Origin of the sequence: uncultured Streptomyces sp. (assembly GCF_947488945.1) — a bacterium.
In the GTDB taxonomy this organism is placed as follows: Bacteria; Actinomycetota; Actinomycetes; order Streptomycetales; family Streptomycetaceae; genus Streptomyces.
This window is the reverse complement of record NZ_CANLBS010000003.1, coordinates 1-23,532: the sequence shown is the minus strand read 5'-3', so window position 1 is coordinate 23,532 and position 23,532 is coordinate 1. Positions and strand designations below refer to the sequence as shown.

At 72.5% G+C, this 23,532-nt stretch carries 19 protein-coding genes and 4 tRNA genes; 11 read left to right on the top strand and 12 right to left on the bottom strand.

Features of this window, described 5'->3' with window-relative positions:
• Positions 1 to 26 precede the first annotated feature (26 nt).
• Both Q0994_RS04490 and Q0994_RS34115 read right to left on the bottom strand, forming a co-directional pair.
• Positions 27 to 1,493 carry a sulfatase gene (locus Q0994_RS04490; protein ID WP_299529316.1) on the bottom strand — a complete coding sequence of 489 codons (1,467 nt, stop codon included), beginning with the start codon at positions 1,491 to 1,493 and terminating at the stop codon, positions 27 to 29.
• Between the two features lie 324 nt (positions 1,494 to 1,817).
• A complete protein-coding gene (locus tag Q0994_RS34115; RefSeq protein WP_363325530.1) occupies positions 1,818 to 1,910 on the bottom strand; it encodes a putative leader peptide in 93 nt (30 codons plus the stop codon).
• 511 nt (positions 1,911 to 2,421) lie between these two features.
• Between Q0994_RS34115 and purF the strand changes: the two genes are divergently transcribed.
• Together purF and purM are read left to right on the top strand one after the other, a co-directional pair.
• The gene (gene purF / locus Q0994_RS04485; protein WP_299529314.1) at positions 2,422 to 3,948 is read left to right on the top strand and encodes an amidophosphoribosyltransferase; all 1,527 of its coding nucleotides are present in this window, start codon (positions 2,422 to 2,424) and stop codon (positions 3,946 to 3,948) included.
• A gap of 60 nt (positions 3,949 to 4,008) precedes the next feature.
• Entirely contained in the window at positions 4,009 to 5,082 is a 1,074-nt protein-coding gene (purM, locus tag Q0994_RS04480) for a phosphoribosylformylglycinamidine cyclo-ligase (RefSeq protein WP_299529313.1), read from the top strand.
• 168 nt (positions 5,083 to 5,250) lie between these two features.
• Here purM and Q0994_RS04475 read toward each other — a convergent pair whose 3' ends face one another.
• The gene (locus tag Q0994_RS04475) at positions 5,251 to 5,508 is read right to left on the bottom strand and encodes a DUF3073 domain-containing protein (protein WP_299529311.1); all 258 of its coding nucleotides are present in this window, start codon (positions 5,506 to 5,508) and stop codon (positions 5,251 to 5,253) included.
• Between the two features lie 313 nt (positions 5,509 to 5,821).
• Positions 5,822 to 6,913 carry a Glu/Leu/Phe/Val dehydrogenase dimerization domain-containing protein gene (locus tag Q0994_RS04470; protein WP_299529309.1) on the bottom strand — a complete coding sequence of 364 codons (1,092 nt, stop codon included), beginning with the start codon at positions 6,911 to 6,913 and terminating at the stop codon, positions 5,822 to 5,824.
• 173 nt (positions 6,914 to 7,086) lie between these two features.
• Between Q0994_RS04470 and Q0994_RS04465 the strand changes: the two genes are divergently transcribed.
• Together Q0994_RS04465 and bldC are read left to right on the top strand one after the other, a co-directional pair.
• Positions 7,087 to 7,947 carry a hypothetical protein gene (locus Q0994_RS04465; protein ID WP_299529307.1) on the top strand — a complete coding sequence of 287 codons (861 nt, stop codon included), beginning with the start codon at positions 7,087 to 7,089 and terminating at the stop codon, positions 7,945 to 7,947.
• 749 nt (positions 7,948 to 8,696) lie between these two features.
• The gene (gene bldC, locus Q0994_RS04460; protein ID WP_003949541.1) at positions 8,697 to 8,903 is read left to right on the top strand and encodes a developmental transcriptional regulator BldC; all 207 of its coding nucleotides are present in this window, start codon (positions 8,697 to 8,699) and stop codon (positions 8,901 to 8,903) included.
• Between the two features lie 1,065 nt (positions 8,904 to 9,968).
• Here bldC and Q0994_RS04455 read toward each other — a convergent pair.
• A tRNA-Asp gene (locus tag Q0994_RS04455) sits at positions 9,969 to 10,043 on the bottom strand.
• A gap of 148 nt (positions 10,044 to 10,191) precedes the next feature.
• Positions 10,192 to 14,139, bottom strand: a complete 3,948-nt coding sequence (gene hrpA, locus Q0994_RS04450; RefSeq protein WP_299529304.1) for an ATP-dependent RNA helicase HrpA — start codon at positions 14,137 to 14,139, stop codon at positions 10,192 to 10,194.
• 475 nt (positions 14,140 to 14,614) lie between these two features.
• Here hrpA and Q0994_RS04445 point away from each other — a divergent pair, with 475 nt between their 5' ends.
• Entirely contained in the window at positions 14,615 to 15,445 is an 831-nt protein-coding gene (locus Q0994_RS04445) for a thioredoxin domain-containing protein (RefSeq protein ID WP_299529301.1), read from the top strand.
• Positions 15,442 to 16,299 (top strand): cytochrome c biogenesis CcdA family protein, encoded by an 858-nt coding sequence (locus tag Q0994_RS04440; protein WP_299529299.1) that lies wholly within the window; start codon positions 15,442 to 15,444, stop codon positions 16,297 to 16,299. The genes Q0994_RS04445 and Q0994_RS04440 overlap by 4 nt, the downstream gene beginning before the upstream one ends.
• Positions 16,300 to 16,429: 130 nt before the next feature.
• On the opposite strand, the gene Q0994_RS04435 is transcribed toward Q0994_RS04440, so the two are convergent.
• From Q0994_RS04435 to Q0994_RS04410, 6 genes are all read right to left on the bottom strand, one after another.
• The gene (locus tag Q0994_RS04435; protein WP_299529297.1) at positions 16,430 to 16,822 is read right to left on the bottom strand and encodes a type II toxin-antitoxin system death-on-curing family toxin; all 393 of its coding nucleotides are present in this window, start codon (positions 16,820 to 16,822) and stop codon (positions 16,430 to 16,432) included.
• Entirely contained in the window at positions 16,819 to 17,013 is a 195-nt protein-coding gene (locus Q0994_RS04430) for a ribbon-helix-helix protein, CopG family (RefSeq protein WP_299529295.1), read from the bottom strand. The genes Q0994_RS04435 and Q0994_RS04430 overlap by 4 nt, the downstream gene beginning before the upstream one ends.
• A gap of 151 nt (positions 17,014 to 17,164) precedes the next feature.
• Positions 17,165 to 17,238: transfer RNA gene (locus tag Q0994_RS04425), tRNA-Phe, on the bottom strand.
• 22 nt (positions 17,239 to 17,260) lie between these two features.
• A tRNA-Asp gene (locus tag Q0994_RS04420) sits at positions 17,261 to 17,335 on the bottom strand.
• 38 nt (positions 17,336 to 17,373) lie between these two features.
• Positions 17,374 to 17,446, bottom strand: a tRNA-Glu gene (locus Q0994_RS04415).
• 79 nt (positions 17,447 to 17,525) lie between these two features.
• On the bottom strand, positions 17,526 to 19,115 hold the full coding sequence (locus tag Q0994_RS04410) for a metallophosphoesterase (RefSeq protein ID WP_299529293.1): 1,590 nt from the start codon (positions 19,113 to 19,115) through the stop codon (positions 17,526 to 17,528).
• A 122-nt stretch (positions 19,116 to 19,237) separates the two neighbouring features.
• On the opposite strand from Q0994_RS04410, the gene Q0994_RS04405 reads away from it, so the two are divergent.
• From Q0994_RS04405 to Q0994_RS04385, 5 genes are all read left to right on the top strand, one after another.
• On the top strand, positions 19,238 to 19,588 hold the full coding sequence (locus Q0994_RS04405) for a metallopeptidase family protein (RefSeq protein ID WP_299529291.1): 351 nt from the start codon (positions 19,238 to 19,240) through the stop codon (positions 19,586 to 19,588).
• The gene (locus Q0994_RS04400; protein ID WP_299529289.1) at positions 19,585 to 20,073 is read left to right on the top strand and encodes a CrcB family protein; all 489 of its coding nucleotides are present in this window, start codon (positions 19,585 to 19,587) and stop codon (positions 20,071 to 20,073) included. The genes Q0994_RS04405 and Q0994_RS04400 overlap by 4 nt, the downstream gene beginning before the upstream one ends.
• Positions 20,070 to 20,450, top strand: coding sequence for a CrcB family protein (locus tag Q0994_RS04395; RefSeq protein ID WP_299529287.1), 381 nt, complete (start codon positions 20,070 to 20,072; stop codon positions 20,448 to 20,450). The genes Q0994_RS04400 and Q0994_RS04395 overlap by 4 nt, the downstream gene beginning before the upstream one ends.
• Before the next feature lie 146 nt (positions 20,451 to 20,596).
• Complete coding sequence (locus Q0994_RS04390) at positions 20,597 to 21,265, top strand: hypothetical protein (protein WP_363325529.1); 669 nt, start codon at positions 20,597 to 20,599, stop codon at positions 21,263 to 21,265.
• Positions 21,266 to 21,493: 228 nt separating this feature from the next.
• The coding region (locus Q0994_RS04385) for a DEAD/DEAH box helicase (RefSeq protein WP_299529283.1) at positions 21,494 to 23,532 on the top strand (2,039 nt) is incomplete at its 3' end.

Below are 23,532 nucleotides of genomic sequence, written 5' to 3'. Positions count from 1 at the left end.
GGGCGGGGGTGCGGCCGGCCCCGCGGTCAGGCCGGGTACGGCAGCAGCTCCGCGTCGGTCCGCTCCCACGAGGCCCGCAGCTCGGCCAGCAGGGCCGGTTCGGCGGCGGCGCGGTTCGCCTGCTCCCGCTGGTCCTCGGCGAGGTCGAAGAGCTGGTCGGGGCCGCCGGCGCCGCGGTAGTACTTCCAGTCGCCGCGGCGCAGCGCCCGCTCCCCGCGCACCCGCCAGAACAGGTCGCGCTCCGCGGGCCGTTCGCCGCGCAGCAGGTATCCGGCGAGGCTGACGCCGTCCAGCGGGTAGGCCGGGTGGGGGCGGGTGCCCGCCAGTTCCAGCAGGGTGGCGGTCCAGTCCGGGGTGAACACCGGCAGGTCGCTGACCTGGCGGCCGTCGATCCGGGCGGGCCAGCGCAGCAGCGCGGGGACCCGGATGCCGCCCTCCTGGAGGGAGCTCTTGTTGCCGGACAGCGGCCACTGGTAGGAGAACCGCTCGCCACCGTTGTCACTGGCGAAGAAGACCAGGGTGTTCTCCTCCTGCCCGGACTTCCGCAGTGCCTTGAGCACCTCGCCGACCGACCGGTCGAGGTCCTCGACCATCTGCTTGTACTTCGCGACCGAGCCGCCGTCCGCGTGGAAGAGGCCGCCGAAGCCGCCCGCCTTGATCTTCCGGACGACCTCCGCGCTCTCCTCGACGTCGCCGTCCGCGATCCACGGCCAGTGCGGCGTCGTGAAGTTGAGGTTCAGCAGCCACGGCTTGTCGTGGTCGCGCCGGACGTACTCGCTGGCCCGCTCGGTCAGGATGCGGGTGTAGTAGCGCAGGTCCTTGTACTCGGCGTCGCCCTCGTAGAGGTCGTAGCTCCCGTCGAGCCCGAGCTTGGAGTAGTACTCCAGCGCGCCGCCGAAGTTGCCGAAGAACTCGTCCCAACCGGACTTGGTGGGGCTGTAGTCGGGGAGGTAGCCGCAGTGCCACTTGCCGATGAGTGCGGTCGCGTACCCGGAGGTGCGCAGCAGCGAGGCGAGCGTCGGGTGGGTGGGCTCCAGGCCGACGGACCGGTCGGCGATCGGCTCGGCGAGCCCGCCCTTGGTGCGGCCCGGGTAGCGGCCGGTGTAGAGGCTGAAGCGGGTGGGGGAGCAGGTCGCGGATCCCGAGTACGCGTCGGTGAAGCGGACGCCGCCCCTGGCCAGGGCGTCCAGGTTCGGGGTGTCGATGTGGGGCGCGCCGTAGGAGGAGAGGTCGGCCCAGCCGAGGTCGTCGGCGAGGATGAACAGGATGTTCGGCCGCTTGGAGTGCTTGCCCCGGGCCGCACGGAAGGGCCGTTCGCCCTCGGGCGTCCCGGCGGGACCGGCCGGGGCGGCGGCCGCCTGTCCGGCCGACAGCCCGACGGCGGCGGTGGCGGCGGTGGCGCCCACGGCGGCGGAGAACGCCCGGCGGGAGAGCGGGCCGGAGGACTGCTCGGGCGAACCTGTGTTCGAAAGCGAAGGCGAGGACTCAGGCATGAGGGCTCCTGGCGAGGGGGCGGCCGCGCGGGGGCACGGACCGGACGGAGGCGTGGGGGAGGACGGGGGCGTGCGGGTGCAGGGTGTGCGGGGACGTGCGCCTTCACCGGGTGCGGAGGGGCGTCCACGCGGGAGACCGGGCGGCTCCGGTCACGGGTGCCCGCGGCTCGCTCCGGCGCGTACGACCCTCGTGGGACGCCCCGCTCCGGCGTGCTCCGGCGCACGAAGGCGTGCGGGTACGGCACGGGGCGGGAGGGCCGGGGCGGCGGACGGCGAAGAGGGATGGGCGCGCGTGGGCGGACCCGTCGGCGGGGCCGGAACGGATCAGTGGCAGCGACAGATGGCGCTCGACACACGTCCCAGATCGACGTGGCGGCGCTCGACGAGCGTGACCGAACGATCACGTGGCGGCTGCATGGCCCAGGAGCCTGCCAAGCAGTCGTGCGCCTGTCAACGATCGTCTCGCCCCTCGGAACGGCCGACCGCGATCCGGACGCGGCGGTGCCCCCGGACCCGCACCGACCCCCGCCGGGAGCGCCCCCGGCCCCGCGACGTGCGGCGACACCGCCCTGCGAACGGCTCCGAACCGGGCGGCGACGATGTGAGGCTCACCACGGACCGCCCGGTCGGAACGGCCGGCGGAACCTTGCGGGCGGACTCACGGAGCGCCACCGGCGGCCGGGCCCGCGCTCCGTCGCGGGGGCGGGGCGCCCACCGCCGGAATCGGCCGCATCTCCGGGGAGGGAGCCGGTCGAACGCGGATCGGGACGTTCCGCCCGCCCGGTCCGGATCACGATGCGTGATCGTCCGGGCCCCCGCGAGCGGCCCCCAGGACGGTGCTCCGGCCCACGTCCGGGGCGCTCCCCGGACGTGGGCCCGGCCCGTACCCAATTCGGACCAGTGGTCGATCTCGCCTACACTCGGTGCCGTGCCTCGTGGTGATGGACGACTCAACCACGACCTGCTCCCCGGCGAGAAAGGACCCCAGGACGCTTGCGGCGTCTTCGGTGTCTGGGCTCCCGGCGAAGAGGTCGCCAAGCTCACCTATTTCGGACTGTATGCCCTGCAGCACCGTGGACAGGAGTCCGCGGGCATCGCAGTGAGCAACGGGTCCCAGATCCTGGTCTTCAAGGACATGGGACTGGTCTCGCAAGTCTTCGACGAAACGTCTCTGGGGTCGCTCCAGGGCCATATCGCGGTCGGTCATGCCCGCTACTCCACCACCGGTGCCTCGGTGTGGGAGAACGCGCAGCCGACGTTCCGTGCGACCGCGCACGGCTCGATCGCCCTCGGACACAACGGCAACCTGGTCAACACGGCGCAGCTCGCCGAGCTGGTCGCCGACCTGCCCCGCAAGGACGGCCGCGCCACCCAGGTCGCGGCGACCAACGACACCGACCTGGTGACCGCGCTGCTGGCCGGCCAGACCGACGACGAGGGCAAGCCGCTCACCGTCGAGGAGGCCGCCACCCAGGTGCTGCCCCAGGTCCGCGGCGCCTTCTCGCTGGTCTTCATGGACGAGCACACCCTCTACGCGGCCCGCGACCCGCAGGGCATCCGCCCGCTGGTCCTCGGCCGGCTGGAGCGTGGCTGGGTGGTGGCCTCCGAGTCCGCCGCTCTCGACATCTGCGGCGCCAGCTTCGTCCGCGAGATCGAGCCGGGCGAGCTCGTCGCCATCGACGAGAACGGCCTGCGCACCTCCCGCTTCGCGGAAGCGAAGCCCAAGGGCTGCGTCTTCGAGTACGTCTACCTGGCGCGTCCGGACACCGACATCGCCGGCCGGAACGTCTACCTCTCCCGTGTCGAGATGGGCCGGCGGCTCGCCGCCGAGGCCCCCGCCGAGGCGGACCTCGTCATAGCGACGCCGGAATCCGGCACCCCCGCGGCCATCGGCTACGCGGAGGCCAGCGGCATTCCGTTCGGCGCCGGACTGGTCAAGAACGCCTACGTCGGCCGGACCTTCATCCAGCCCTCGCAGACCATCCGCCAGCTCGGCATCCGCCTCAAGCTGAACCCGCTCAAGGAAGTCATCAAGGGCAAGCGCCTGGTGGTGGTGGACGACTCGATCGTCCGCGGCAACACCCAGCGCGCACTGGTCCGGATGCTCCGCGAGGCCGGGGCGGCCGAGATCCACATCCGGATCTCCTCGCCGCCGGTGAAGTGGCCCTGCTTCTTCGGGATCGACTTCGCCACCCGCGCCGAGCTCATCGCCAACGGCATGACGGTCGACGAGATCGCCACCTCGATGGGGGCCGACTCGCTCGCCTACATCTCGATCGACTCCATGATCGAGGCGACGACGATCGAAAAGCCCAACCTCTGCCGCGCCTGCTTCGACGGCGAATACCCGATGGAGCTCCCGGACCCGGAGCTGCTCGGCAAGCAGCTGCTGGAGACCGAGCTGGCCGCCGGTCCCGCCGCGACCGCGGCGTCCGACGCGCTGCGTCGTCCGTGATCCGGACCGACCGGTTCCGTCCCCTCCAGCCCCGTATTCCCACACGAAAGATCCCGGACCATGTCTGAGACAACAGGTGCTTCCTACGCGGCGGCCGGCGTCGACATCGACGCGGGCGACCGCGCGGTCGAGCTGATGAAGGAGTGGGTGAAGAAGACGCAGCGCCCCGAGGTCGCGGGCCTCGGCGGCCTCGGCGGCTTCGCCGGCCTCTTCGACGCCTCGGCGCTCAAGCGGTACGAGCGGCCCCTGCTGGCCTCCGCCACCGACGGCGTCGGCACCAAGGTCGACCTCGCCCGCCGCATGGGCGTGTACGACACCATCGGCCACGACCTGGTCGGGATGGTCGTGGACGACCTCGTCGTCTGCGGCGCCGAACCGCTCTTCATGACCGACTACATCTGCGTCGGCAAGGTGTTCCCCGAGCGTGTCGCGGCCATCGTGAAGGGCATCGCGGAGGGCTGCGTGCTGGCCGGCTGCGCCCTCGTCGGCGGCGAGACCGCCGAACATCCGGGCCTGCTCGGCCCCGACGACTTCGACGTGGCCGGCGCCGGTACCGGTGTGGTCGAGGCGGACCGGCTGCTCGGCGCCCACCGCATCCGCAAGGGTGACGTGGTCATCGCCATGGCGTCGTCCGGGCTTCACTCCAACGGGTACTCGCTCGTGCGCCACGTCGTCTTCGACCGGGCCGGCTGGACGCTGGACCGCCAGGTGGATGAGTTCGGGCGGACGCTCGGCGAGGAACTGCTGGAACCCACCAGGATCTACTCGCTGGACTGCCTGGCGCTCACCCGCACCACCGACGTGCACGCGTTCAGCCACGTCACCGGCGGCGGCCTCGCCAACAACCTGGCCCGCGTCGTCCCGGAGGGACTGCACGCCACGGTCGACCGTGCGACCTGGACGCCCGGCGCGGTCTTCGACGTGGTCGGCCGGACCGGGCGGGTCGAGCGCCTGGAGCTGGAGAAGACGCTGAACATGGGCGTCGGCATGATCGCGATCGTGCCGCCGGAGTCCGTGGACGTGGCGCTGACGACGCTGGCCGACCGGGGGGTCGACTCCTGGGTGGCGGGCGAGATCACCGACCGCGGCGACCACGCCACCGGCGCCGCCCTGACCGGCGACTACGCCCGCTGACCGCTTCGGCCCGGTCCGTCCGGCACCGCGGGGGCACCCCCGCGGCCGGACGGACGGATCGCCGGCCCGGTGGGACGAAGCCCCCGCACGCGTCCGAGGTGCTGGATCCGGACAGCACAAAACCCGGTCCGGGACGAACCAGGACCGGGTGAATGTGTCAGCGCGAGGTCAAGCGCCGCGGCGCTGGGACGACGGTCCGGACTGGCCGTCCTCGTCGTCGTCCTCGTCGTCGTTGTACAGATCCGCGTACTGTGCGTACGGGTCATCTTCCTCGTCGTCGTCCTCGAACGGCTCGGCGTTCGGTGGTTGACTCGAAGGCGATGCGCCCAGCTCATTGGCCAGACGCGACAGGTCCGTCCCGCCGCTGCTGTACTTCAGCTGGCGGGCGACCTTGGTCTGCTTGGCCTTTGCCCGGCCGCGCCCCATGGCTCGACCCCCTCGGTGACGGGGCTCGACGGCCCCAGAGTCTTGACACGCGTTCATGTTTCAGGACGGACTCTCGGCTGAGAGACCGCGCCCGTAGAGCTTCAACGGTACCTGCTTCCGTGGCCCTACGGTACGCCGCCCGCATGTTGCGCCCCGGTGCAGGACCGGCGAGGCGCTCCGTCCTCGCTGGTCAACTGCGATTTTAACCTCTTCCCGGCCTCCGACCCGCCGACCGGGGTGAGGCATGTCTCCCGGCCCCGGCCGGCGTGCTCCCCCCGGGCTCCTCCGGATCGCGGAGGAACCCGGGGACGGCTCACCGACTCCGCGCCTCGGCCATCCTCCGCTCGGCGATCCGGTCCGCCGCGGCGGCCGGCGGGATCCCGTCCTCCTTCGCTGTTGCGAATATGGCCAGCGTGGTGTCGAAGATCTTCGCGGCCTTGGTCCGGCACCGGTCGAAGTCGAACCCGTTCAGCTCGTCGGCGACCTGGATGACACCGCCGGCGTTCACCACGTAGTCCGGCGCGTAGAGGATTCCGCGGTCCGCGAGGTCCTTCTCGATGCCGGGGTGGGCGAGCTGGTTGTTGGCCGCCCCGCACACCACCCGCGCGGTCAGGGCCGGAACGCTCTCGTCGTTCAGCGCGCCGCCGAGGGCGCACGGCGCGTAGACGTCGAGTCCGGGCACGCGGATCAACGCGTCGGTGTCGGCGACCGCCGTCACCTCGGGATGCGCCTCGACGATCCCGCGCACCGACTCCTCGCGGACGTCGGTGACCACGACCTCCGCGCCGTCCGCCAGCAGATGCGCGACCAGGTGGCGGCCGACCTTCCCGACGCCGGCGACGCCGACCTTGCGTCCGCGCAGCGTGGGGTCGCCCCACTGGTGCTGGGCCGAGGCCCGCATGCCCTGGAAGACACCGAACGCGGTGAGCACCGACGAGTCGCCCGCGCCGCCGTTCTCCGGGGACCGGCCCGTGGTCCAGCGGCACTCGCGGGCCACCACGTCCATGTCCGCCACGTACGTGCCCACGTCGCACGCGGTGACGTAGCGGCCGCCGAGCGAGGCGACGAACCGGCCGTAGGCGAGCAGGAGTTCCGTTCTGCGCACGCCCTCGAACTGTTCCGGGTCGCCGATCACGACGGCCTTGCCGCCGCCGTGGTCGAGCCCGGCCAGGGCGTTCTTGTACGACATTCCGCGCGAGAGGTTGAGCGCGTCGGCGACGGCCTCGGCCTCGGTCGCGTACGGGTGGAAGCGGGTGCCGCCGAGGGCGGGGCCCAGCGCGGTGGAGTGGAGGGCGATGACGGCCTTGAGGCCGCTGGCACGGTCCTGGCAGATCACGACTTGCTCGTGGCCCCCCTGATCCGAATGGAACAGGGTGTGCAGGACGCCGTCGGTCACATCGGTCACTGTGGTGACTCCCAAGTACGAAGCGGCGGGAAGCCCTTGTGAAGGTGGCAAGGGCCGCGGGCCGGCCGGTGGGGACGGCCCGACTGGGCACGACAGTAATTCCTGCCCGCGCCGACATCCGCCGCCGTGCCGAAGATCACCCCCAGGGAGTACCGGCGTGACACGATCTGTCCATGTCGGTGGTGTCTTCAGTGGTTGTCCCGTACGCGTCCTACCTCCGGGTCTACGAGCCCCTCGCCGCGTTCCAGGAGCCCGAGCGGGCCCACTGGGCCCGCTACGCGCGCCGCGCGGTACTGCCGACCGCGCAGGACGAACTGCGCGGTTCGCTCGCCGACTTGCTCGCCACGCCGCCCGTCGGGGTGCCGGTGCACGAGAGCGGCGACGCGTTCGTGGCGGAGGTCGACGGAGAGGTGTGCGTCTGTCCGTGGCGCACCCGGCTCCGCGGCTGGCTCGCGCTGGAGGAACTCGAGGATCTGTTTCCGGCCAAAGTGCTGGACGCGGTGCTGCCGGCGGTGGTCCGGGGCCAGGCCGCGACCGACCACGAGCGGTGGCGGCGCCGGAACCCGGACGCCCGGCCGTGGATCAGGTCGACCGTGTGGCACGTCCCGGTGCGCTGGTTCGTGCTCTTCTCCGACGCCGACCGCCTCTACGTGCCGGCCGGCCGGGAGGACGGGGAATCCGGCGAGAAGGGCCCCCTGCTGCGCTACCGGACCCCGATGGTGGAGGCCCGCCGCCGGCTGGCCAGGACGTTGAAGACGCTGCGGGAGACGGTGGACGAGGGGCCGCTCGCCGCCGGTCTGGTGGACGTCGGCCGCTGGCTGGAGGAGTTCCACCCGCGCTCCCTGGTCGAGCTGGACTACGGCGGCCTGGTGCACGCCCTGGACGGCCGGGCCCTGGCGGACGACCGGTCGGCGGCCGACGTGGCCGAGGGCATCGCGGCGCTGCGCGCCGGGGACGGTGACGGCGCGGGGGAGGCGTACGCCCGGCTCGCGGAGCGCTGGCGGGCGGTCCGTAACCTCCAGAACGCCAATTGACGTGAATCGGAACACAGCGGCATCAACGGCATGGAAGTGGGGCAACCTCCTGCCGTGACAGTCGGACGGCGGGCGGGAGGGGCTCCGGAGGGGCCCTGCCCGGACCGCCCCGGCGGTATCCGGGAGCGGGTGGGTCGGCGGGCCCCGCGCCGGACGCTCGTCGACGGGAGCGCGCCGGTTGCGCGCGGAGGCGTTCGGAGGAGGCGGAGATGTGAGGGGAACTGATGGGGAGTGACCTGCGTCCCGTGTGACGGGAGGGACAGCCGGGGCGGCCGGGGTGAGTGGCTACTCCCGCAGTCCTAGGTCCAACGTCCTGAACCGGGCCTTTGCCGCCAAGCGTGACGGACGGCACTAAGGGGGCCCTTGCGCCTATCCCTACTCCTCATGCCAAAATAGGACAAGGAGTCCGGGGAGGGCCCCTTCCGCCCAAGTAGGGGCGGAATGTTCAGCATTGCACACGCTTTGGGGGGTCTGGTGACCCCCGAACGCCACTGTGACTGATCGTCACGGTGGCGTGACTGTCCGCTATGGCATGGTCCATCGGCATCCGTCGCTGATGAACACCTGGGAGGGCAATTCCATCGGTTTGGCCGAAGCGGCTGAGCCGATGGTGTAGTTGTAGTGCCGAGGACAAGCCGTTCGTCCTATAACCGACTCGGCCCGCGTCCGCCATTTCGGGCAACGCGGGTCAAGGTGCAGAATTTAGAGGAAAGAACCGAGAAGGTTCGGTTCTCCCGAGGAGGCCGCTCATGACCGCTCGCACCCCTGATGCCGAGCCGCTGCTGACCCCGGCTGAGGTTGCCACGATGTTCCGCGTGGACCCGAAGACGGTCACCCGTTGGGCGAAGGCAGGCAAGCTCACGTCCATCCGCACGCTCGGTGGACATCGCCGGTACCGCGAGGCAGAGGTCCGCGCACTGCTTGCGGGTATTCCGCAGCAGCGCAGCGAGGCCTGACACACCCCTGTCGCCGCGTCACAACCCTGGGCTGCTGACGGTCCCCCAGCCGCAGCCGCCCACCCATAGCCGTAAACGACGGACGCCTGCCCCAACGGGCGTCATACCTGTGTGATTCGGGCACGTCGTCATGGATCGCACTGGACTCCGCCGGGTCCGGTGCGATCTTTTTTGTGCCCCGGGCCGGCCGGTGGACCCCTGCGCTACCGGCCGGTGGGTCGGGGGCCAGGGCGTCCGCGGACCGCCCTCCGCGCCGTCCCGACGGTCTCGGGGAAGGGCCCGGACGCGGCCGTCCCGGACCGGACGGCGGGGTGGGACAGCCGGGGAAGGGGGCGGAATGACTGGTTCCGAATTCCTTGGCGGTGCCTGCTCCGTACGCCGGGGGAGGTCGCCGGACGGGCTCGGCAGGCTGCGCGCGCGACCGTGAGAGGTGCGGGCGGAGGGCGCGCGACGGCGGGGAGGCGCCGGGCGGAGGCGGGCCCGGAGAGGCTGTCGAGCTGGTGCAATTGCACATATTAAATTCGCCAGTTGTAGGGAGGGTGTAAATTCCCCCCTTCTGAAAACTAGTTCGGTGACTCCCGTCACACTGGCCGGTCGCCCGTCGACTACCAGCGTGCCACTCGCACAGGTGCCGGAACCGCGCCGATGGTCACCGAGCGAGGGGTCTTTCGCCCCCCGTCCCGGGGTCCGCACGGGGTCCGCGCCCGAGGTCCGTGCCCGAGGTCCGCCCTCTGGGGTCCGCCCCCGGTCCGCGCGCGGCCGGGCTCCCGCGGAGGCGTCGGGCGTTCGGGGTCCGCGCGTCCCGCTTCCATGGGTCCCGCCTCCGTGCTCCAGGTGCCGGGGCCGGCTGGGCGCAGGCCGTGGGGCGCCCGGTGGACGCCGCGCGCCGTCGCGGGCCGCTCCGGGCCTTCCGGGCCCCGTGAGTGGTTCCCCGGAGTTGCGGGACGTCCCGGCGGGCTCGGCGGGCGGCGTAGGGCCGCCGGGCGGCATGCCGGGGCGCGTCCTGAGGTGCACCCCGGCATGCACGAAGGCCCGGATCCAGGGGATCCGGGCCTTCGTCTACTGCGGTCCTGACGGGATTTGAACCCGCGGCCTCCACCTTGACAGGGTGGCGAGCACTCCAAACTGCTCCACAGGACCAGGTTTTCGCTTCCGCTCTCTCGTGCGGCTGCGAAACCAGACTCTACAGGAGGTGGCGGGGCCAGGTCGAACTCACTCCGGGTGGCGGCCCGCTCACGAAGCGAGCCCTCCGGGGCGGCGGCCCGGTACGCCCGTTTTCGCCCCGTTCCTACGGGGCCGCCGCGTCGATGGCCTTCACGATCCGCTTGTCCGAGACCGGGAACGCCGTACCCAGCGCGTGCGCGAAGTAGCTGACCCGCAGCTCCTCGATCATCCAGCGGATGTCCAGCACCTCCTGCGGAACCGGCCTGCCCTGCGGCAGTTGCTCCAGCAGCCACGCGTACTCGTCCTGCATCTCGTGGACCTTCTCCATGCGCGTGGTGTCGCGCTGGACGGAGGTCGGCATCTGCTGGAGCCGGCGGTCGGCGGCGACCAGATAGCGCATCAGGTCCGGCAGCCTGCGCAGCCCGGTGGCGGTGACGAACCCGGCCGGCATCAGCCGCGCCAACTGGTCCTTCACGTCCGCGACGTTGGCCACCAGCGTTAGGCTGTTCGTGGTCTTCAGCCGGCGCTCGCACGCCTGCCAGGCGGCCAGGATCTGCTGGACCTGGCCGACGGTGCGGACCGTGAGGTCCACCAGATCGGCGCGGACCTTGTCGAACAGCCGACGGAACGACTCCTCGTCCCAGGCGGGCCCGCCGTGCGCCGCGATCAGGCGGTCGGCAGCCGCCGTCGCGCAGTCCTCGAAGAGGGCCTGCACCGATCCGTGCGGATTGCGGGAGAGGGCGAGCTTCTGCTGGTTGGTGAGCTTGTCGGAGGCGAACTTCGCGGGGTTCACCGGGATGTTGAGCATGATCAGCCTGCGGGTGCCCCGCCACATCGCCTGCTGCTGTTCGGCCTCCGTGTCGAAGAGCCGCACCGCGACCGTCGCGCCCTGGTCCACCAGGGCCGGGTACGCCTTCACGGGCTGCCCGGCCCGCCGGGTCTCGAAGACCTTGTCCAGGGTCCCGATGGTCCAAGCGGTGAGCCCCGAGCGCTCGATGGAGACGCCGGAGGGGCCCGCGGTGGCCGCGGCGGCCTGGGAGAGCGCCTTGCGGGCCTTCGGGCGCAGCTGGAGCTTGAGCGCCTCCAGGTCCTTGTCCTCGGCGACCTTGCGGCGGCGCTCGTCGACGATCCGGAACGTGATTTTCAGGTGGTCCGGTACCCGGCCCAGGTCGAAGTCGTCGGCGGTCACCGGGACGCCGACCATCCGCTGGAGCTCGCGGGCCAGCGTCACCGGCAGCGGTTCCTGGAGCGGCACCGCCCGGTCCAGGAAGGCGTCGGCGTAGTTCGGCGCGGGGACGTAGTGGCGCCGGATCGGCTTGGGGAGCGACCGGATCAGCTCGGTGACGACCTCCTCGCGCAGGCCCGGGATCTGCCAGTCGAAGCCCTCGGAGGTGACCTGGTTGAGCACCTGGAGCGGTACGTGGACGGTGACGCCGTCCGCGTCCGCGCCGGGCTCGAACTGGTAGGTGACCTTGAACTTGAGCTTCCCCTGCCGCCAGGAGTCCGGGTAGTCGTCCTTGGTGACGGCGCCGGCCTTCTCGTTGATGAGCATCGAGCGCTCGAAGTCGAGCGCGTCCGGCTCGTCGCGGCGCTTGTGCTTCCACCAGGAGTCGAAGTGCGCGCCGGAGACCACGTGTTCCGGAATGCGCCGGTCGTAGAAATCGAACAGCGTCTCGTCGTCCACGAGGATGTCGCGGCGCCGCGCGCGGTGCTCCAACTCCTCGACCTCACCGAGGAGTTTGCGGTTGTCGTGGAAGAACTGGTGGGTAGTGCGCCAGTCGCCCTCGACCAGGGCGTTGCGGATGAACAGGTCGCGCGACGCCTCCTGGTCGATCCGGCCGAAATTGATCTTGCGCTGGGCGATGATCGGCACCCCGTAGAGGGTGACCCGCTCGTAGGCCATGACCGCCGCCTGGTCCTTCTCCCAGTGCGGCTCGCTGTAGGTGCGCTTGAGCAGGTGCTGGGCCAGCGGCTCGATCCACTCCGGCTCGATCTTCGCGTTGACCCGCGCCCACAGCCGGGACGTCTCGACCAGCTCCGCCGACATCACGAACCGGGGCTGCTTCTTGAACAGCGCCGAACCCGGGAAGATCGCGAACTTGGCGCTGCGGGCGCCCAGGTACTCGTTCTTCTCGGTGTCCTTCAGCCCGATGTGCGACAGCAGTCCGGCGAGCAGCGAGGTGTGCACCGCCTGCTCCGGCACCGACGCGTCCGCCGCCGGCTCCTCGACCTTGATCCCCATCTGCTTGGCGACCGTGCGCAGCTGGGCGTAGATGTCCTGCCATTCGCGGATGCGCAGGAAGTTCAGGTACTCCTGCTTGCACATCCGGCGGAAGCTGGAGGAGCCGCGCTCCTTCTGCTGCTCGCGGACGTAGTTCCACAGGTTGAGGTAGGCGAGGAAGTCGGAGGTCTCGTCCTTGAACCGGGCGTGCTGCTGGTCGGCCTGCGTCTGCTTCTCGGACGGCCGCTCGCGCGGGTCCTGGATCGACAGCGCCGCGGCGATCACCATCACCTCGCGGGCGCACCCGTTGCGGTCGGCCTCCAGCACCATGCGGGCGAGCCGCGGGTCGACCGGGAGCTGGGAGAGCTTGCGGCCGAGCGGCGTGAGCCGCTGCCCCTTCTTCCCGCCCTCGCCGGCCGTCTCCTCCGTCTCCAGCGCGCCGAGCTCCTGCAGGAGCTGGACGCCGTCACGGATGTTGCGGTGGTCCGGCGGGTCGATGAAGGGGAACTTCTCGATCTCGCCGAGACCGGCGGCGGTCATCTGGAGGATGACGGAGGCCAGGTTGGTGCGCAGGATCTCCGCGTCGGTGAACTCCGGCCGGGTCAGGAAGTCGTCCTCGGAGTACAGCCGGATGCAGATGCCGTCCGAGGTACGGCCGCAGCGGCCCTTGCGCTGGTTGGCGCTGGCCTGCGAGACCGGCTCGATCGGCAGCCGCTGGACCTTCGTGCGGTGGCTGTAGCGGGAGATGCGGGCGGTGCCCGGGTCGATCACGTACTTGATGCCGGGGACCGTCAGCGAGGTCTCGGCGACGTTGGTGGCCAGCACGATCCGGCGGCCGGTGTGGCGCTGGAAGACCCGGTGCTGCTCGGCGTGCGAGAGGCGGGCGTAGAGCGGCAGCACCTCGGTGTGTCTGAGGTTGCGCTTGTTCAGCGCGTCCGCGGTGTCCCGGATCTCGCGTTCGCCGGAGAGGAAGACCAGCACGTCTCCGGGGCCCTCGCCCTGGAGCTCGTCGACCGCCTCGCAGATCGCGGTGATCTGGTCCCGGTCGGCGTCGGAGCTGTCCTCCTCCAGCAGCGGCCGGTAGCGCACCTCGACCGGATACGTACGCCCGCTGACCTCGACGATCGGGGCGTCGCCGAAGTGGCGGGAGAACCGCTCCGGGTCGATCGTCGCCGAGGTGACGACGACCTTGAGGTCCGGGCGCCGGGGCAGCAGCCTGGCCAGGTAGCCGAGCAGGAAGTCGATGTTCAGCGACCGCTCGTGGGCCTCGTCGATGATGATCGTGTCGTAGGCGAGCAGCTCGCGGTCCGTCTGGATCTCGGCGAGCAGGATGCCGTCCGTCATCAGCTTCACGAAGGTCGACGCGGGGTTCACCTGGTCGGTGAAGCGGACCTTCCAGCCCACGGTCTCGCCGAGCGGGGTGTCCAGCTCCTCCGCGATCCGTTCCGCGACCGTTCGGGCCGCGATCCGGCGGGGCTGGGTGTGCCCGATCATGCCCCGGACGCCGCGCCCCAGTTCCATGCAGATCTTGGGGATCTGCGTGGTCTTGCCGGAGCCGGTCTCACCGGCGACGATCACGACCTGGTGGTCGCGTATCGCCTCCAGGATCTCGTCCTTCTTCTGGCTGACGGGGAGCTGGTCGGGGTACGACACGGTCGGCACGCGGGCGGCGCGCTCGGCGAGCCGTTCGGCCGCGGAGCCCGCCTCGGCCGCGATCTCGTCCAGGACGGACTGGCGGGCCTCGGGCTTGCGGATGCGGCGCGCGCCTTCGAGACGCCGGCCGAGCCGGTTCGCGTCACGGAGCGAGAGCTGTCCGAGCTGGGACTGGAGATCACCGAAGGAAGTAGACATACGGCCACCAGGATCGCACCCGGGCCCGAGAGGTGGCGAACCGATTACGTGTGGAGTGCGCCGGACCGCCCCACTGGCCTCGCGCGGGGTCACTCCGGAGGGTGGGCGTGGGGCGGGGAACGGATGTGCGCCGGGGCGCGCCCCGTACGCTCACTTCCATCCGGACGCCGGGAACGCCCCGGCGCAGAAGGGCGGTTCCGTGTACCGCAGGCCCGCGCGCCCCACTGCCCGCGCCGCGCGACCCGGCCCCGCGCGTCCCGCTGCCGGGACGCCGACCGGACCCGCAGCCGGAACGTCGGCCGGGCCCGCGCACCGCAGGGGGCGGCGTCCGCCCCGTTCGCCGGGCCGGTGGGGATATCCGCCGGTCAGCGGCACCGCGCCGCGCGCTGATCCGGCCCCGGCCGTTCACGCCCCGCTTCCGCTCCTTCTCTCTCCACCCTCTGTTCCCGCCGCCCCTTCGCCCACGGAGTGCCGCATGCCCCTGTCCGCGAAAGCCTCCCGGACCCCCCTGCTTTTCGGGGCCGCCGTCGTCGCGGCTTCCGCCCTGCTCGGCTACGCCTCGTACCGGGCGACCGCGCCGTCCGGCACCCCGGCCGGCGGATCCGCCGAACATGCCGCCGCCGGGGAGTCCGGCCCGGCCCTGTCCCGGTCGGCCCGCCGCGACCCCGCCGACGGGCTCGCCGTCGGGCGGACGGACGCGCCCGTGGTGCTGGTGGAGTACGCGGACTTCCGGTGCGGCTACTGCGGGAAGTTCGCCCGCGACACCGAACCAGCCCTGATCGAGAAGTACGTGGAGAACGGCACCCTGCGCATCGAGTGGCGCAACTACCCGCTCTTCGGGGCGGAGTCCGAGCGCGCCGCCCGTGCCGCGTGGGCCGCCGGCCGGCAGGGCAGGTTCCACGCCTTCCACCGGGCCGCCTTCGCGGAAGGCGCCAAGGAACGCGGATTCGACGCGGCCCGGCTGCTGGAGCTGGCCGAGACCGCGGGCGTGCCCGACCTGGACCGCTTCCGGACCGACCTCGACTCCGGGGCGGCCGAGGCGGCGCTCCGCGCGGACCGCGCGGAGGGGACCCGCATCGGTGTCTCCTCCACCCCGTCCTTCCTGATCAACGGCGTCCCGATGGCGGGGGCGCAGCCCACCGACACCTTCTTCGACGCGATCGACGCCGCCGCCGCCGAAGCGGAACGCTCGGGAAACGCCCCGGCCGGCTCGGCCGCAACCGCCTCCGCCGGAACCGCCTCCGCCGGAACCGCCTCCGCCGACCCGTCCGCAGTCCCTGGCGTCATGGCGGATCCGGTCCGGTGAGCGCCGGAACCGGGTACTTCGCCGCCTTCCTCGGCGGACTGCTGGCGCTGGTCAGCCCGTGCAGCGCCCTGCTGCTGCCCGCCTTCTTCGCCTACTCGCTCGACTCCGCCTCCCGGCTGCTGGTCCGCACCGGCGTCTTCTGGGCGGGCCTCGCCACCACCCTCGTACCGCTCGGCGCGGCGGGCTCGTACGCAGGCCGGTTCTTCACCGGGCACCGGGACGCGCTCGTCCTCGGGGCCGGGTGGCTGATCGTCGCGCTGGGCGTGGCGCAGGTCCTCGGCGTCGGCTTCGCCCCGCGCCGGCTGGCCGCCCTCGGCGGCCGGATCAGGCCGACCACGATCGTGCGGGTCTACGCGCTCGGCACGGTCTACGGACTGGCCGGTTTCTGCGCGGGCCCCATTCTCGGCAGCGTCCTGACGGTGGCGGCCGTCGGGTCCGGTCCGGTCTACGGCGGGCTGCTGCTGGCGGTCTACGCGCTGGGCATGGCGGTTCCGCTGTTCGTCCTGGCGCTGCTCTGGGAACGGTTCGACCTCGGCCGCCGCCGATGGCTGCGCGGCCGGGCCCTGCGGATCGGCCGCTTCGAGGCGCACACCACCACGCTGCTCTCCGGTCTCTTCTTCGTGCTGATCGGCGTGCTGTTCCTCGTCTACGACGGCACCACCGCGCTGCCCGGACCGCTGGACGTGGACTCCTCGTTCGCCCTGGAGACGGAGGCCCAGCGGCTCGGCGCGCGCGTCCCGGACGGAGTGCTGCTGGCGGCGGTGGCGGGCACGGCGGTGCTGGTCGCCGCGGTGCGGATGCGGCGGGGGCGCGCGGCGGACCGGTCGCCGCGGGAAGGGGACCCCGTGGGGTGAAGGGGCTCACCACGCCGGCACCGGGCCGGTCCGGACGGGCCGGGGCCCCAGCGGTTTCGAGGCGATCGCTCGTACTGGCCGGGCCCCCGGCCACAGGCGGTGCGGTCGCCCGATTCCGGTCCGCGACGGGCTACGGGACCGGGAACCACTCCGCGAGCCGCTTGGCGATCGTGGGCACGTCGGCGTGGTCCTGGGCGACGGCCTCGACGAACGGACCCGCCTCCCCGACCGGCGGAACCGGATGCCCGGCGGGCAGGCCGTTGACGCGCAGGAAGAAACGCATGGCGAGCCAGGCGGTGGGCTTGTTGCCGTCGATCAGCGCGTGGTTGCGGGCGAGGGCGTGCAGCAGGGCCGCCGCCTTCTCGTGGAGCGCCGGGTACAGCTCGACACCGGACACGTGGGTGCGCGGTCGTTCGATGGCCGAGACGAGCAGGCCGAGGTCGCGCACGCTGTGCCCGGTTCCGTTGACCTTGGCCGCGACGGCCAGGATCTCGTCGAGCTGGACGTGACGGACCGCGCTCACTTCAGGTAGTCCAGGATCTCCGCGTCGGTGTCCGTCAGCTCGGCGAGGATGTCGTGCACATTGAGTTCGGCGCGGGCCTCGGCGTCGCGGATCGCCTCGATGGCGAGGGCCTGCTTGCTGCGACCGGTGCGCTCGGCGCGTGCGGTGAGCTGCGCGTCGAGGTCGTCGGGGAGCCGGAGTGTCATCGCCATACGCGCATGATACCGCGCTGGTATCTGCTGCGCCGGTGAGGTGCGGACCCGGAGCGTGGCGGGTGCGAGCCGCAGTGCGGAGAGAGGTGGGCCGGGTGCGTGAGGCGTACAACGCGAGAAACCCCGTCCGGGGGACGGGGTTTCCGAGGGGTGGCTGGGGCCGGGATCGAACCGGCGACCTATCGCTTTTCAGGCGATCGCTCGTACCAACTGAGCTACCCAGCCACGCAGCTCCGGGGAGCTACAGCGGTCCTGACGGGATTTGAACCCGCGGCCTCCACCTTGACAGGGTGGCGAGCACTCCAAACTGCTCCACAGGACCAAGCAATGTGCGAGACAAGTCTCGCACACGGTAAAGCGTGCCCCCAACGGGATTCGAACCCGTGCTACCGCCTTGAAAGGGCGGCGTCCTGGGCCACTAGACGATGAGGGCTATTGGCCCGCCGGTTCGCTTTGCAGCGCGTCGGGGACGTGAGAAGCATATGGGATGGCGGGGCGAACGCCAAAACGGTTTAGGGACGGGGCGTCGGCGAGATGCTGGGAGGGGTCGGCGAAGGGGACGCGGGGACCCGGTTCTCCTCGGGCAGATGGCGTCCGACCTCGGCCGTCGTCAGCCCGAGACCGCCCAGCGTGATCTCGTCCCAGGCCTGTAGACGGCGGGTGGCGCGGTCCAGGTAGAGCACCGAGGCGCGCACCTTCTCCGGCTTCTCGTTCTGCACCGCCCGCAGCCCGCCGCCCCCGGTCGAGCCCTCCACCTTCAGCCGGGTGCCGAGCTCCATCACCTCGTTGACCCGGTGGTGCACGTGGCCGGCCAGCACCAGCGGGACGGTCCCGTCGGTCTGCCGCGCGAGCTCCGGGTCGTGCGTCACCGCGATGTCCACCGGCGTGCCCGCCCGCTCCTGGTCGCGCAGGGCGGAGGCGAACCGCAGCCCCTCCATGCGCTCGGCCGCCGCCCCGCCCCGGGCGAGCGTGCGGTCGGGGGTGAACTGCGGGTCGCCGGTGCCCGCGACGCGCAGCCCGGCGACGTCGACCGCCGCGCCCCCGTCGAGGACGCGCACGTTCTTGCGGCCCTTCAGGTACGCCTGGGTCTCCTTCGAGTCGTGGTTGCCGCGCACCCAGACATAGGGCGCGCCGAGCGAGGACGCCGCGTCCAGGAAGCCGTTCTCGGCGGTGGTGCCGTGGTCCATGGTGTCGCCGGAGTCGATGATCACGTCGATGTCGTACTGCTTCACCAGCGAGGCGACGATGGTCCAGGCGGCCGGGTTCAGGTGGATGTCGGAGACGTGCAGCACCCTCAGGGTGCCCGGGTCCGGTTGGTACACCGGGAGCGTCGAGGTCGCGTCGTAGAGCCGGGTGACGTTGGTGACCAGCCGGGCGAGCTCCTGCTGGTAGACGTCGAAGTCGGAGACGATCGAGCGGGCGTCGCCGACCACCGAGGGGGCGCTGGAGAGCAGGCCGGAGAACTTCGGCTCCAGCACCGACTCCGGGTTCCAGGTGGCGTACGCGCTGACGCCCGAGCCGGCCAGCAGTGCGAGGGCGAGGCCACCGGCGGCCAGCGCGCGGCGCGGGCGGCGGTAGACCACCAGGGCGAGCGCGGCGGCTCCGCAGACGACGGCCACGCAGGAGCGCACCGCCAGTTTCCGGGCCCCCGCGGCGACGTCCGAGGTCACCTGGTCCTGGAGTCCGGAGAATCGTTCCGGCTTCTCGACCAGCGCCTGCGAGCGCTCCGGGTCCAGCCGGTCCACGTCCACGTCGAGCCGGACCGGGCCGATGTGGGAGTCCAGCTCCAGCGCGCCGAGCGGCGACACGTCGATGGTCGACCCGCCCGTGAGCGTCGGCTTCAGCGCCATGGTGGCGTCCATCGGGCCCACCGGCGTCCGTACGCCGCCCAGCACCAGCAGTCCGAGCCAGGCGCCCAGCACGACCACGGCGAACATGCCCAGCACGCGGAGGAACCGGTTCGGCCCCGGGCCGCCGGCCGGCCGCGCGGACTTCGGAGGCCGGCCGCGGCCGGCCGACGGTGAGCGGCGCAGACGGGCCGGGACGGAGCGGACGGCGGCGGTGGCACGGGCGGCGGCGGAGCGGAAGGTGGCGCGGACCATTCGACCCGTATGCCCCGTCCGGCTTCCGGGCATGCGGTCGTGGTCCGTTCGGGGCCGGGCGCGGAGGCGCGAAGGGTGCGCGCGGGCGGTGCGGAGGGGCGCGCGTACGTGACAATGGCGGGGTGCTGGAGATGACGCGCGAAGAGTTCGAGGAACTGGTGAGCGAGGCGCTCGACCGGATTCCGCCGGAGCTGACCCGGCTGATGGACAACGTCGCCGTGTTCGTGGAGGACGAACCGGCCCCGGACGACCCCGAACTGCTCGGCCTGTACGAGGGCACCCCGCTGACCGACCGCGGCGAGTGGTACGCGGGCGTCCTGCCGGACCGCATCACGATCTACCGGGGGCCGACGCTGCGGATGTGCGGGAGCCGCGAGGAGGTGGTCGCGGAGACCGAGATCACCGTGGTCCACGAGGTGGCGCACCACTTCGGCATCGACGACGAGCGCCTGCACGCGCTCGGCTACGGATGAGCCCGGCCGCCCCCGCCCCGCAGGGACCGGACGACGACCCCGCCGCGGACCCGCACGGCCCCGCGCCCGGTGGCACGTGGCCGGTGCTCGCCGCCGTCTCCGCGGGCGGCGCCCTCGGCACGGCCGCCCGCTACGCCGCCACCCTCGCCTGGCCGACCGCCCCGGACGCGTTTCCGTGGACGGTCTTCGCCGTCAACGTCACCGGCTGCGCGCTGATCGGCGTCCTGATGGCGCTCGTCGCCGAACGGGCGGTGCCCGCCCACCCGCTGGTGCGGCCGTTCCTCGGCGTCGGCGTGCTCGGCGGCTTCACCACCTTCTCGACGTACGCGGCCGACGTCTCGAAACTCCTGGCGCGTCAGGAGGTCCTGACCGCCCTGGCGTACGCCGGCGCCACCGTGGCGGCGGCGCTGGGCGCGGTGTGGGCGGCGACGACCGCCACCCGGGCCGCCGTGGACCGGGGCCGGCGGGCGGTGCGGGCCCGGTGACGCACTGGCTGCTGGTGCTGGCGGGCGGCGCCGCGGGCGCCCCGCTGCGCTACCTGACGGACCGTGCGGTGCAGGCGCGCCACGGGGCCGGACCGCCCCACGACGTCTTCCCGTGGGGCACCTTCACCGTCAACGCCGCGGGCAGCCTGCTGCTCGGCGTGCTCACCGGCGCCGCCGTCTCCGCCCCGGCCTACGCGCTGCTCGGTACGGGGCTCTGCGGCGCGCTGACGACGTACTCCACGTTCTCGTACGAGACGCTGCGGCTGGCCGGGACCGGCCGGGGATTCCTCGCTGCCGCCAACGTGGCGGCGTCCCTGCTGACCGGGTTCGGCGCGGTCTTCCTGGGGGCGGAGGCCGCGGGCGGGTTCGGCGGCTGAGCGCGGTCCGCGAGCGGTCCGCGAGCGGGGCGCCGAGCGGGCGCCGGGCGCGGGTTGCCGTCGCGGGCGTGTCCCCGGCGGGGTCGGGGGAGTTGGGCACGGCAGCCCCCATCCTCACTCCGTACCGGAGGTGCCCAGTGCGCCACATGTCCGTACCCCTGCGCTGGGCGGCCGTCACCGCGCTGACGATCGCCGCGTCCACCGGGTGCATGAGCGTCGACGGGGAGGACGGCACGCCGGGCCCCTCGCGTTCCGGCGGGCCCGCCGGAACCGCGGCCGAACCCGACGGCGGCGGGCAGGACTCCGGAGCGGGGGCGGGTCCGGGCGGCGCCCGCCCCTACTCGGACCGTGACGGAGATCTCAGGCCGGACGGCGGCGGCCCCCCGAGCCCCGGCGCCTCCCCGAGCCCCACGCCCGCCGCGGCCGGCGGAGCGGCGTCCGGCGCCCCGGCGAAACCGGGTGGTACCGGGGACGCGGCCCCGCCCGCGGCGCAGGACGGCGGGGCGTCGGGCGGCGGGGTGTCGGGCGGCGACGGGGCGCCCGGCGGAGGCGCGGGCGAAGGCGGTGCGGGCGGCACCGGGGAGGAGCCGTCCGAGCCGCCGGGACCCTCGCAGCCACCCGTCTCCGACCCGGACCCGGGACCGGGCACCGACCCCGGTCCGGAACCGGAACCGCCGACGGACCCCGGTCCGGACCCCACGGACGCGCCCTCGGCGTCGCCCGCGGCGCAGTTCCGGATGGAGGCGCGCGGGGTCGCCCGACGGCCCGCGGTGCTGCGCACGCCGGAGGCATCACCGCAGGTGGGACCCGTTTAGACGGGGGCGGTTTGCGCAATGTGGGGGAGGGTGCGTATGGTAGTAGATCGTTTGATCCCATTGCCCGGCGCCGACACAGAAGAGCGCCGTGTGGCGCGTACTCTCCCTTGCCGTGGCTGGACCGCATTGAGGCGGTCGAAATTGCGAATCACGGAGTTATGGGCGCGTGCCGAGACTCCGGAAGGTTTCGCATTTCGCATGTCAATTTCCAGTTCTGACCACACCGTCATGCCCGAGAACGTCGAGAACGAGTCGGCCGAGAACGCCGTGCTCACCGCCGAGGCCGTCCTGGCCGACGCCCCCCAGGCCCCCGTGACGGAGGCCCCCGCCGCCGACGCCGAGACCGTGCCGGTCTCCGACGACGCGCGGACCTCCGCCGCCGAGCCGGCCGACGCCCCCGAGGCCGCGGCCGAGCCGGCTGAGGCCGCCGTGGCCGACGAGGACGCCGAGCCGACCGTCACCTTCGGCGACCTGGGACTGCCCGAGGGCATCGTCCGCAAGCTCGCGCAGAACGGTGTGACCAGCCCCTTCCCGATCCAGGCCGCGACCATCCCGGACGCCCTGGCCGGCAAGGACATCCTGGGCCGCGGCCGTACCGGCTCCGGCAAGACCCTCTCCTTCGGTCTGCCGACCCTGGCCGCGCTGGCCGGCGGCCACACCGAGAAGAAGAAGCCCCGCGCGATCATCCTCACGCCGACCCGTGAGCTCGCGATGCAGGTCGCGGACGCCCTCCAGCCGTACGGCGACGTCCTCGGCCTCAAGATGAAGGTCGTCTGCGGCGGTACCTCGATGGGCAACCAGATCTACGCCCTGGAGCGCGGCGTCGACGTCCTCGTCGCCACCCCGGGCCGTCTGCGCGACATCATCAACCGCGGCGCCTGCTCGCTCGCCAACGTCCAGGTCGCCGTCCTCGACGAGGCCGACCAGATGTCCGACCTGGGCTTCCTGCCCGAGGTCACCGAGCTGCTCGACCAGATCCCCGGCGGCGGCCAGCGGATGCTCTTCTCCGCCACCATGGAGAACGAGATCGGCACCCTGGTCAAGCGCTACCTGACCAACCCGGTCACGCACGAGGTCGACAGCGCCCAGGGCAACGTCTCGACCATGTCGCACCACGTCCTCGTCGTGAAGCCGAAGGACAAGGCGCCGGTCACCGCTGCCATCGCCGCCCGCAAGGGCCGCACGATCATCTTCGTCCGCACCCAGCTGGGCGCCGACCGCATCGCCGAGCAGCTCATCGAGTCCGGTGTGAAGGCCGACGCGCTGCACGGCGGCATGACGCAGGGCGCGCGCACCCGCGTCCTCGAAGACTTCAAGAAGGGCTTCGTCAACGCCCTGGTCGCCACCGACGTCGCCGCCCGCGGCATCCACGTCGACGGCATCGACCTGGTCCTGAACGTGGACCCGGCCGGCGACCACAAGGACTACCTGCACCGCTCGGGCCGTACCGCCCGTGCCGGCAAGTCCGGTGTCGTCGTCTCGCTGGCGCTCCCGCACCAGCGCCGCCAGATCTTCCGGCTGATGGAGGACGCGGGCGTCGACGCCTCGCGCCACATCGTCCAGGGCGCGGGCGTCTTCGAGCCCGAGGTCGCCGAGATCACCGGCGCCCGCTCGCTCACCGAGGTCCAGGCCGACTCCGCCAACAACGCCGCCAAGCAGGCCGAGCGCGAGGCCGCCGACCTGACGAAGCAGCTGGAGCGCGTCCAGCGCCGCGCCGTGGAGCTGCGCGAGGAGGCCGACCGCCTGGTCGCCCGTGCCGCCCGCGAGCGGGGCGACGACCCGGAGCAGGCCGTGGCCGAGGTCGCCGCCGAGGCGGAGGCCGCCATCGAGGCCGCCGCCGCGTCCGTGCCGGAGCAGCCGGCCGTCCGCGAGGACCGTCGCGACGAGCGGGGCAACTACGGCCGCCGCGACGACCGTCGTGACGACCGCGGCGGCGACCGCGGTGGTTACCGCGGGAGCAACGACCGTTTCGGTGAGCGCAGCGGCCGTCCCGCCGGCGGCAACGGCTACCGGGGCAGCAACGACCGCCCGTCGTTCCGCGGCAGCAACGACCGTCGTGACGACCGTCCGTCCGGTGGCTTCCGCTCCGGTGGCGACCGTCGTGACGACCGTGGCGGCCGTCCGTTCGAGCGCCGCGACGAGCGTCCCTCGTTCAACCGCGACCGTCGTGACGACCGTCCGACCGGCGGCGGCTTCCGCTCCGGTGGCGACCGTCGTGACGACCGTGGCGGCCGTCCGTTCGAGCGCCGCGACGAGCGTCCCTCGTT

What these genes read in the sequence shown, in the direction of transcription:
- Q0994_RS04490 (WP_299529316.1), bottom strand. Translation starts at nt 1,493, where the DNA reads ATGCCTGAGTCCTCGCCTTCGCTTTCGAACACAGGTTCGCCCGAGCAG.
- Q0994_RS04475 (WP_299529311.1), bottom strand. Translation starts at nt 5,508, where the DNA reads ATGGGGCGCGGCCGGGCAAAGGCCAAGCAGACCAAGGTCGCCCGCCAG.
- bldC (WP_003949541.1), top strand. Translation starts at nt 8,697, where the DNA reads ATGACCGCTCGCACCCCTGATGCCGAGCCGCTGCTGACCCCGGCTGAG.
- hrpA (WP_299529304.1), bottom strand. Translation starts at nt 14,139, where the DNA reads ATGTCTACTTCCTTCGGTGATCTCCAGTCCCAGCTCGGACAGCTCTCG.
- Q0994_RS04400 (WP_299529289.1), top strand. Translation starts at nt 19,585, where the DNA reads ATGAGCCCGGCCGCCCCCGCCCCGCAGGGACCGGACGACGACCCCGCC.
- Q0994_RS04465 (WP_299529307.1), top strand. Translation starts at nt 7,087, where the DNA reads ATGTCGGTGGTGTCTTCAGTGGTTGTCCCGTACGCGTCCTACCTCCGG.
- Q0994_RS04430 (WP_299529295.1), bottom strand. Translation starts at nt 17,013, where the DNA reads ATGGCGATGACACTCCGGCTCCCCGACGACCTCGACGCGCAGCTCACC.
- purM (WP_299529313.1), top strand. Translation starts at nt 4,009, where the DNA reads ATGTCTGAGACAACAGGTGCTTCCTACGCGGCGGCCGGCGTCGACATC.
- Q0994_RS04410 (WP_299529293.1), bottom strand. Translation starts at nt 19,115, where the DNA reads ATGGTCCGCGCCACCTTCCGCTCCGCCGCCGCCCGTGCCACCGCCGCC.
- Q0994_RS04390 (WP_363325529.1), top strand. Translation starts at nt 20,597, where the DNA reads ATGTCCGTACCCCTGCGCTGGGCGGCCGTCACCGCGCTGACGATCGCC.
- Q0994_RS04445 (WP_299529301.1), top strand. Translation starts at nt 14,615, where the DNA reads ATGCCCCTGTCCGCGAAAGCCTCCCGGACCCCCCTGCTTTTCGGGGCC.
- Q0994_RS34115 (WP_363325530.1), bottom strand. Translation starts at nt 1,910, where the DNA reads ATGCAGCCGCCACGTGATCGTTCGGTCACGCTCGTCGAGCGCCGCCAC.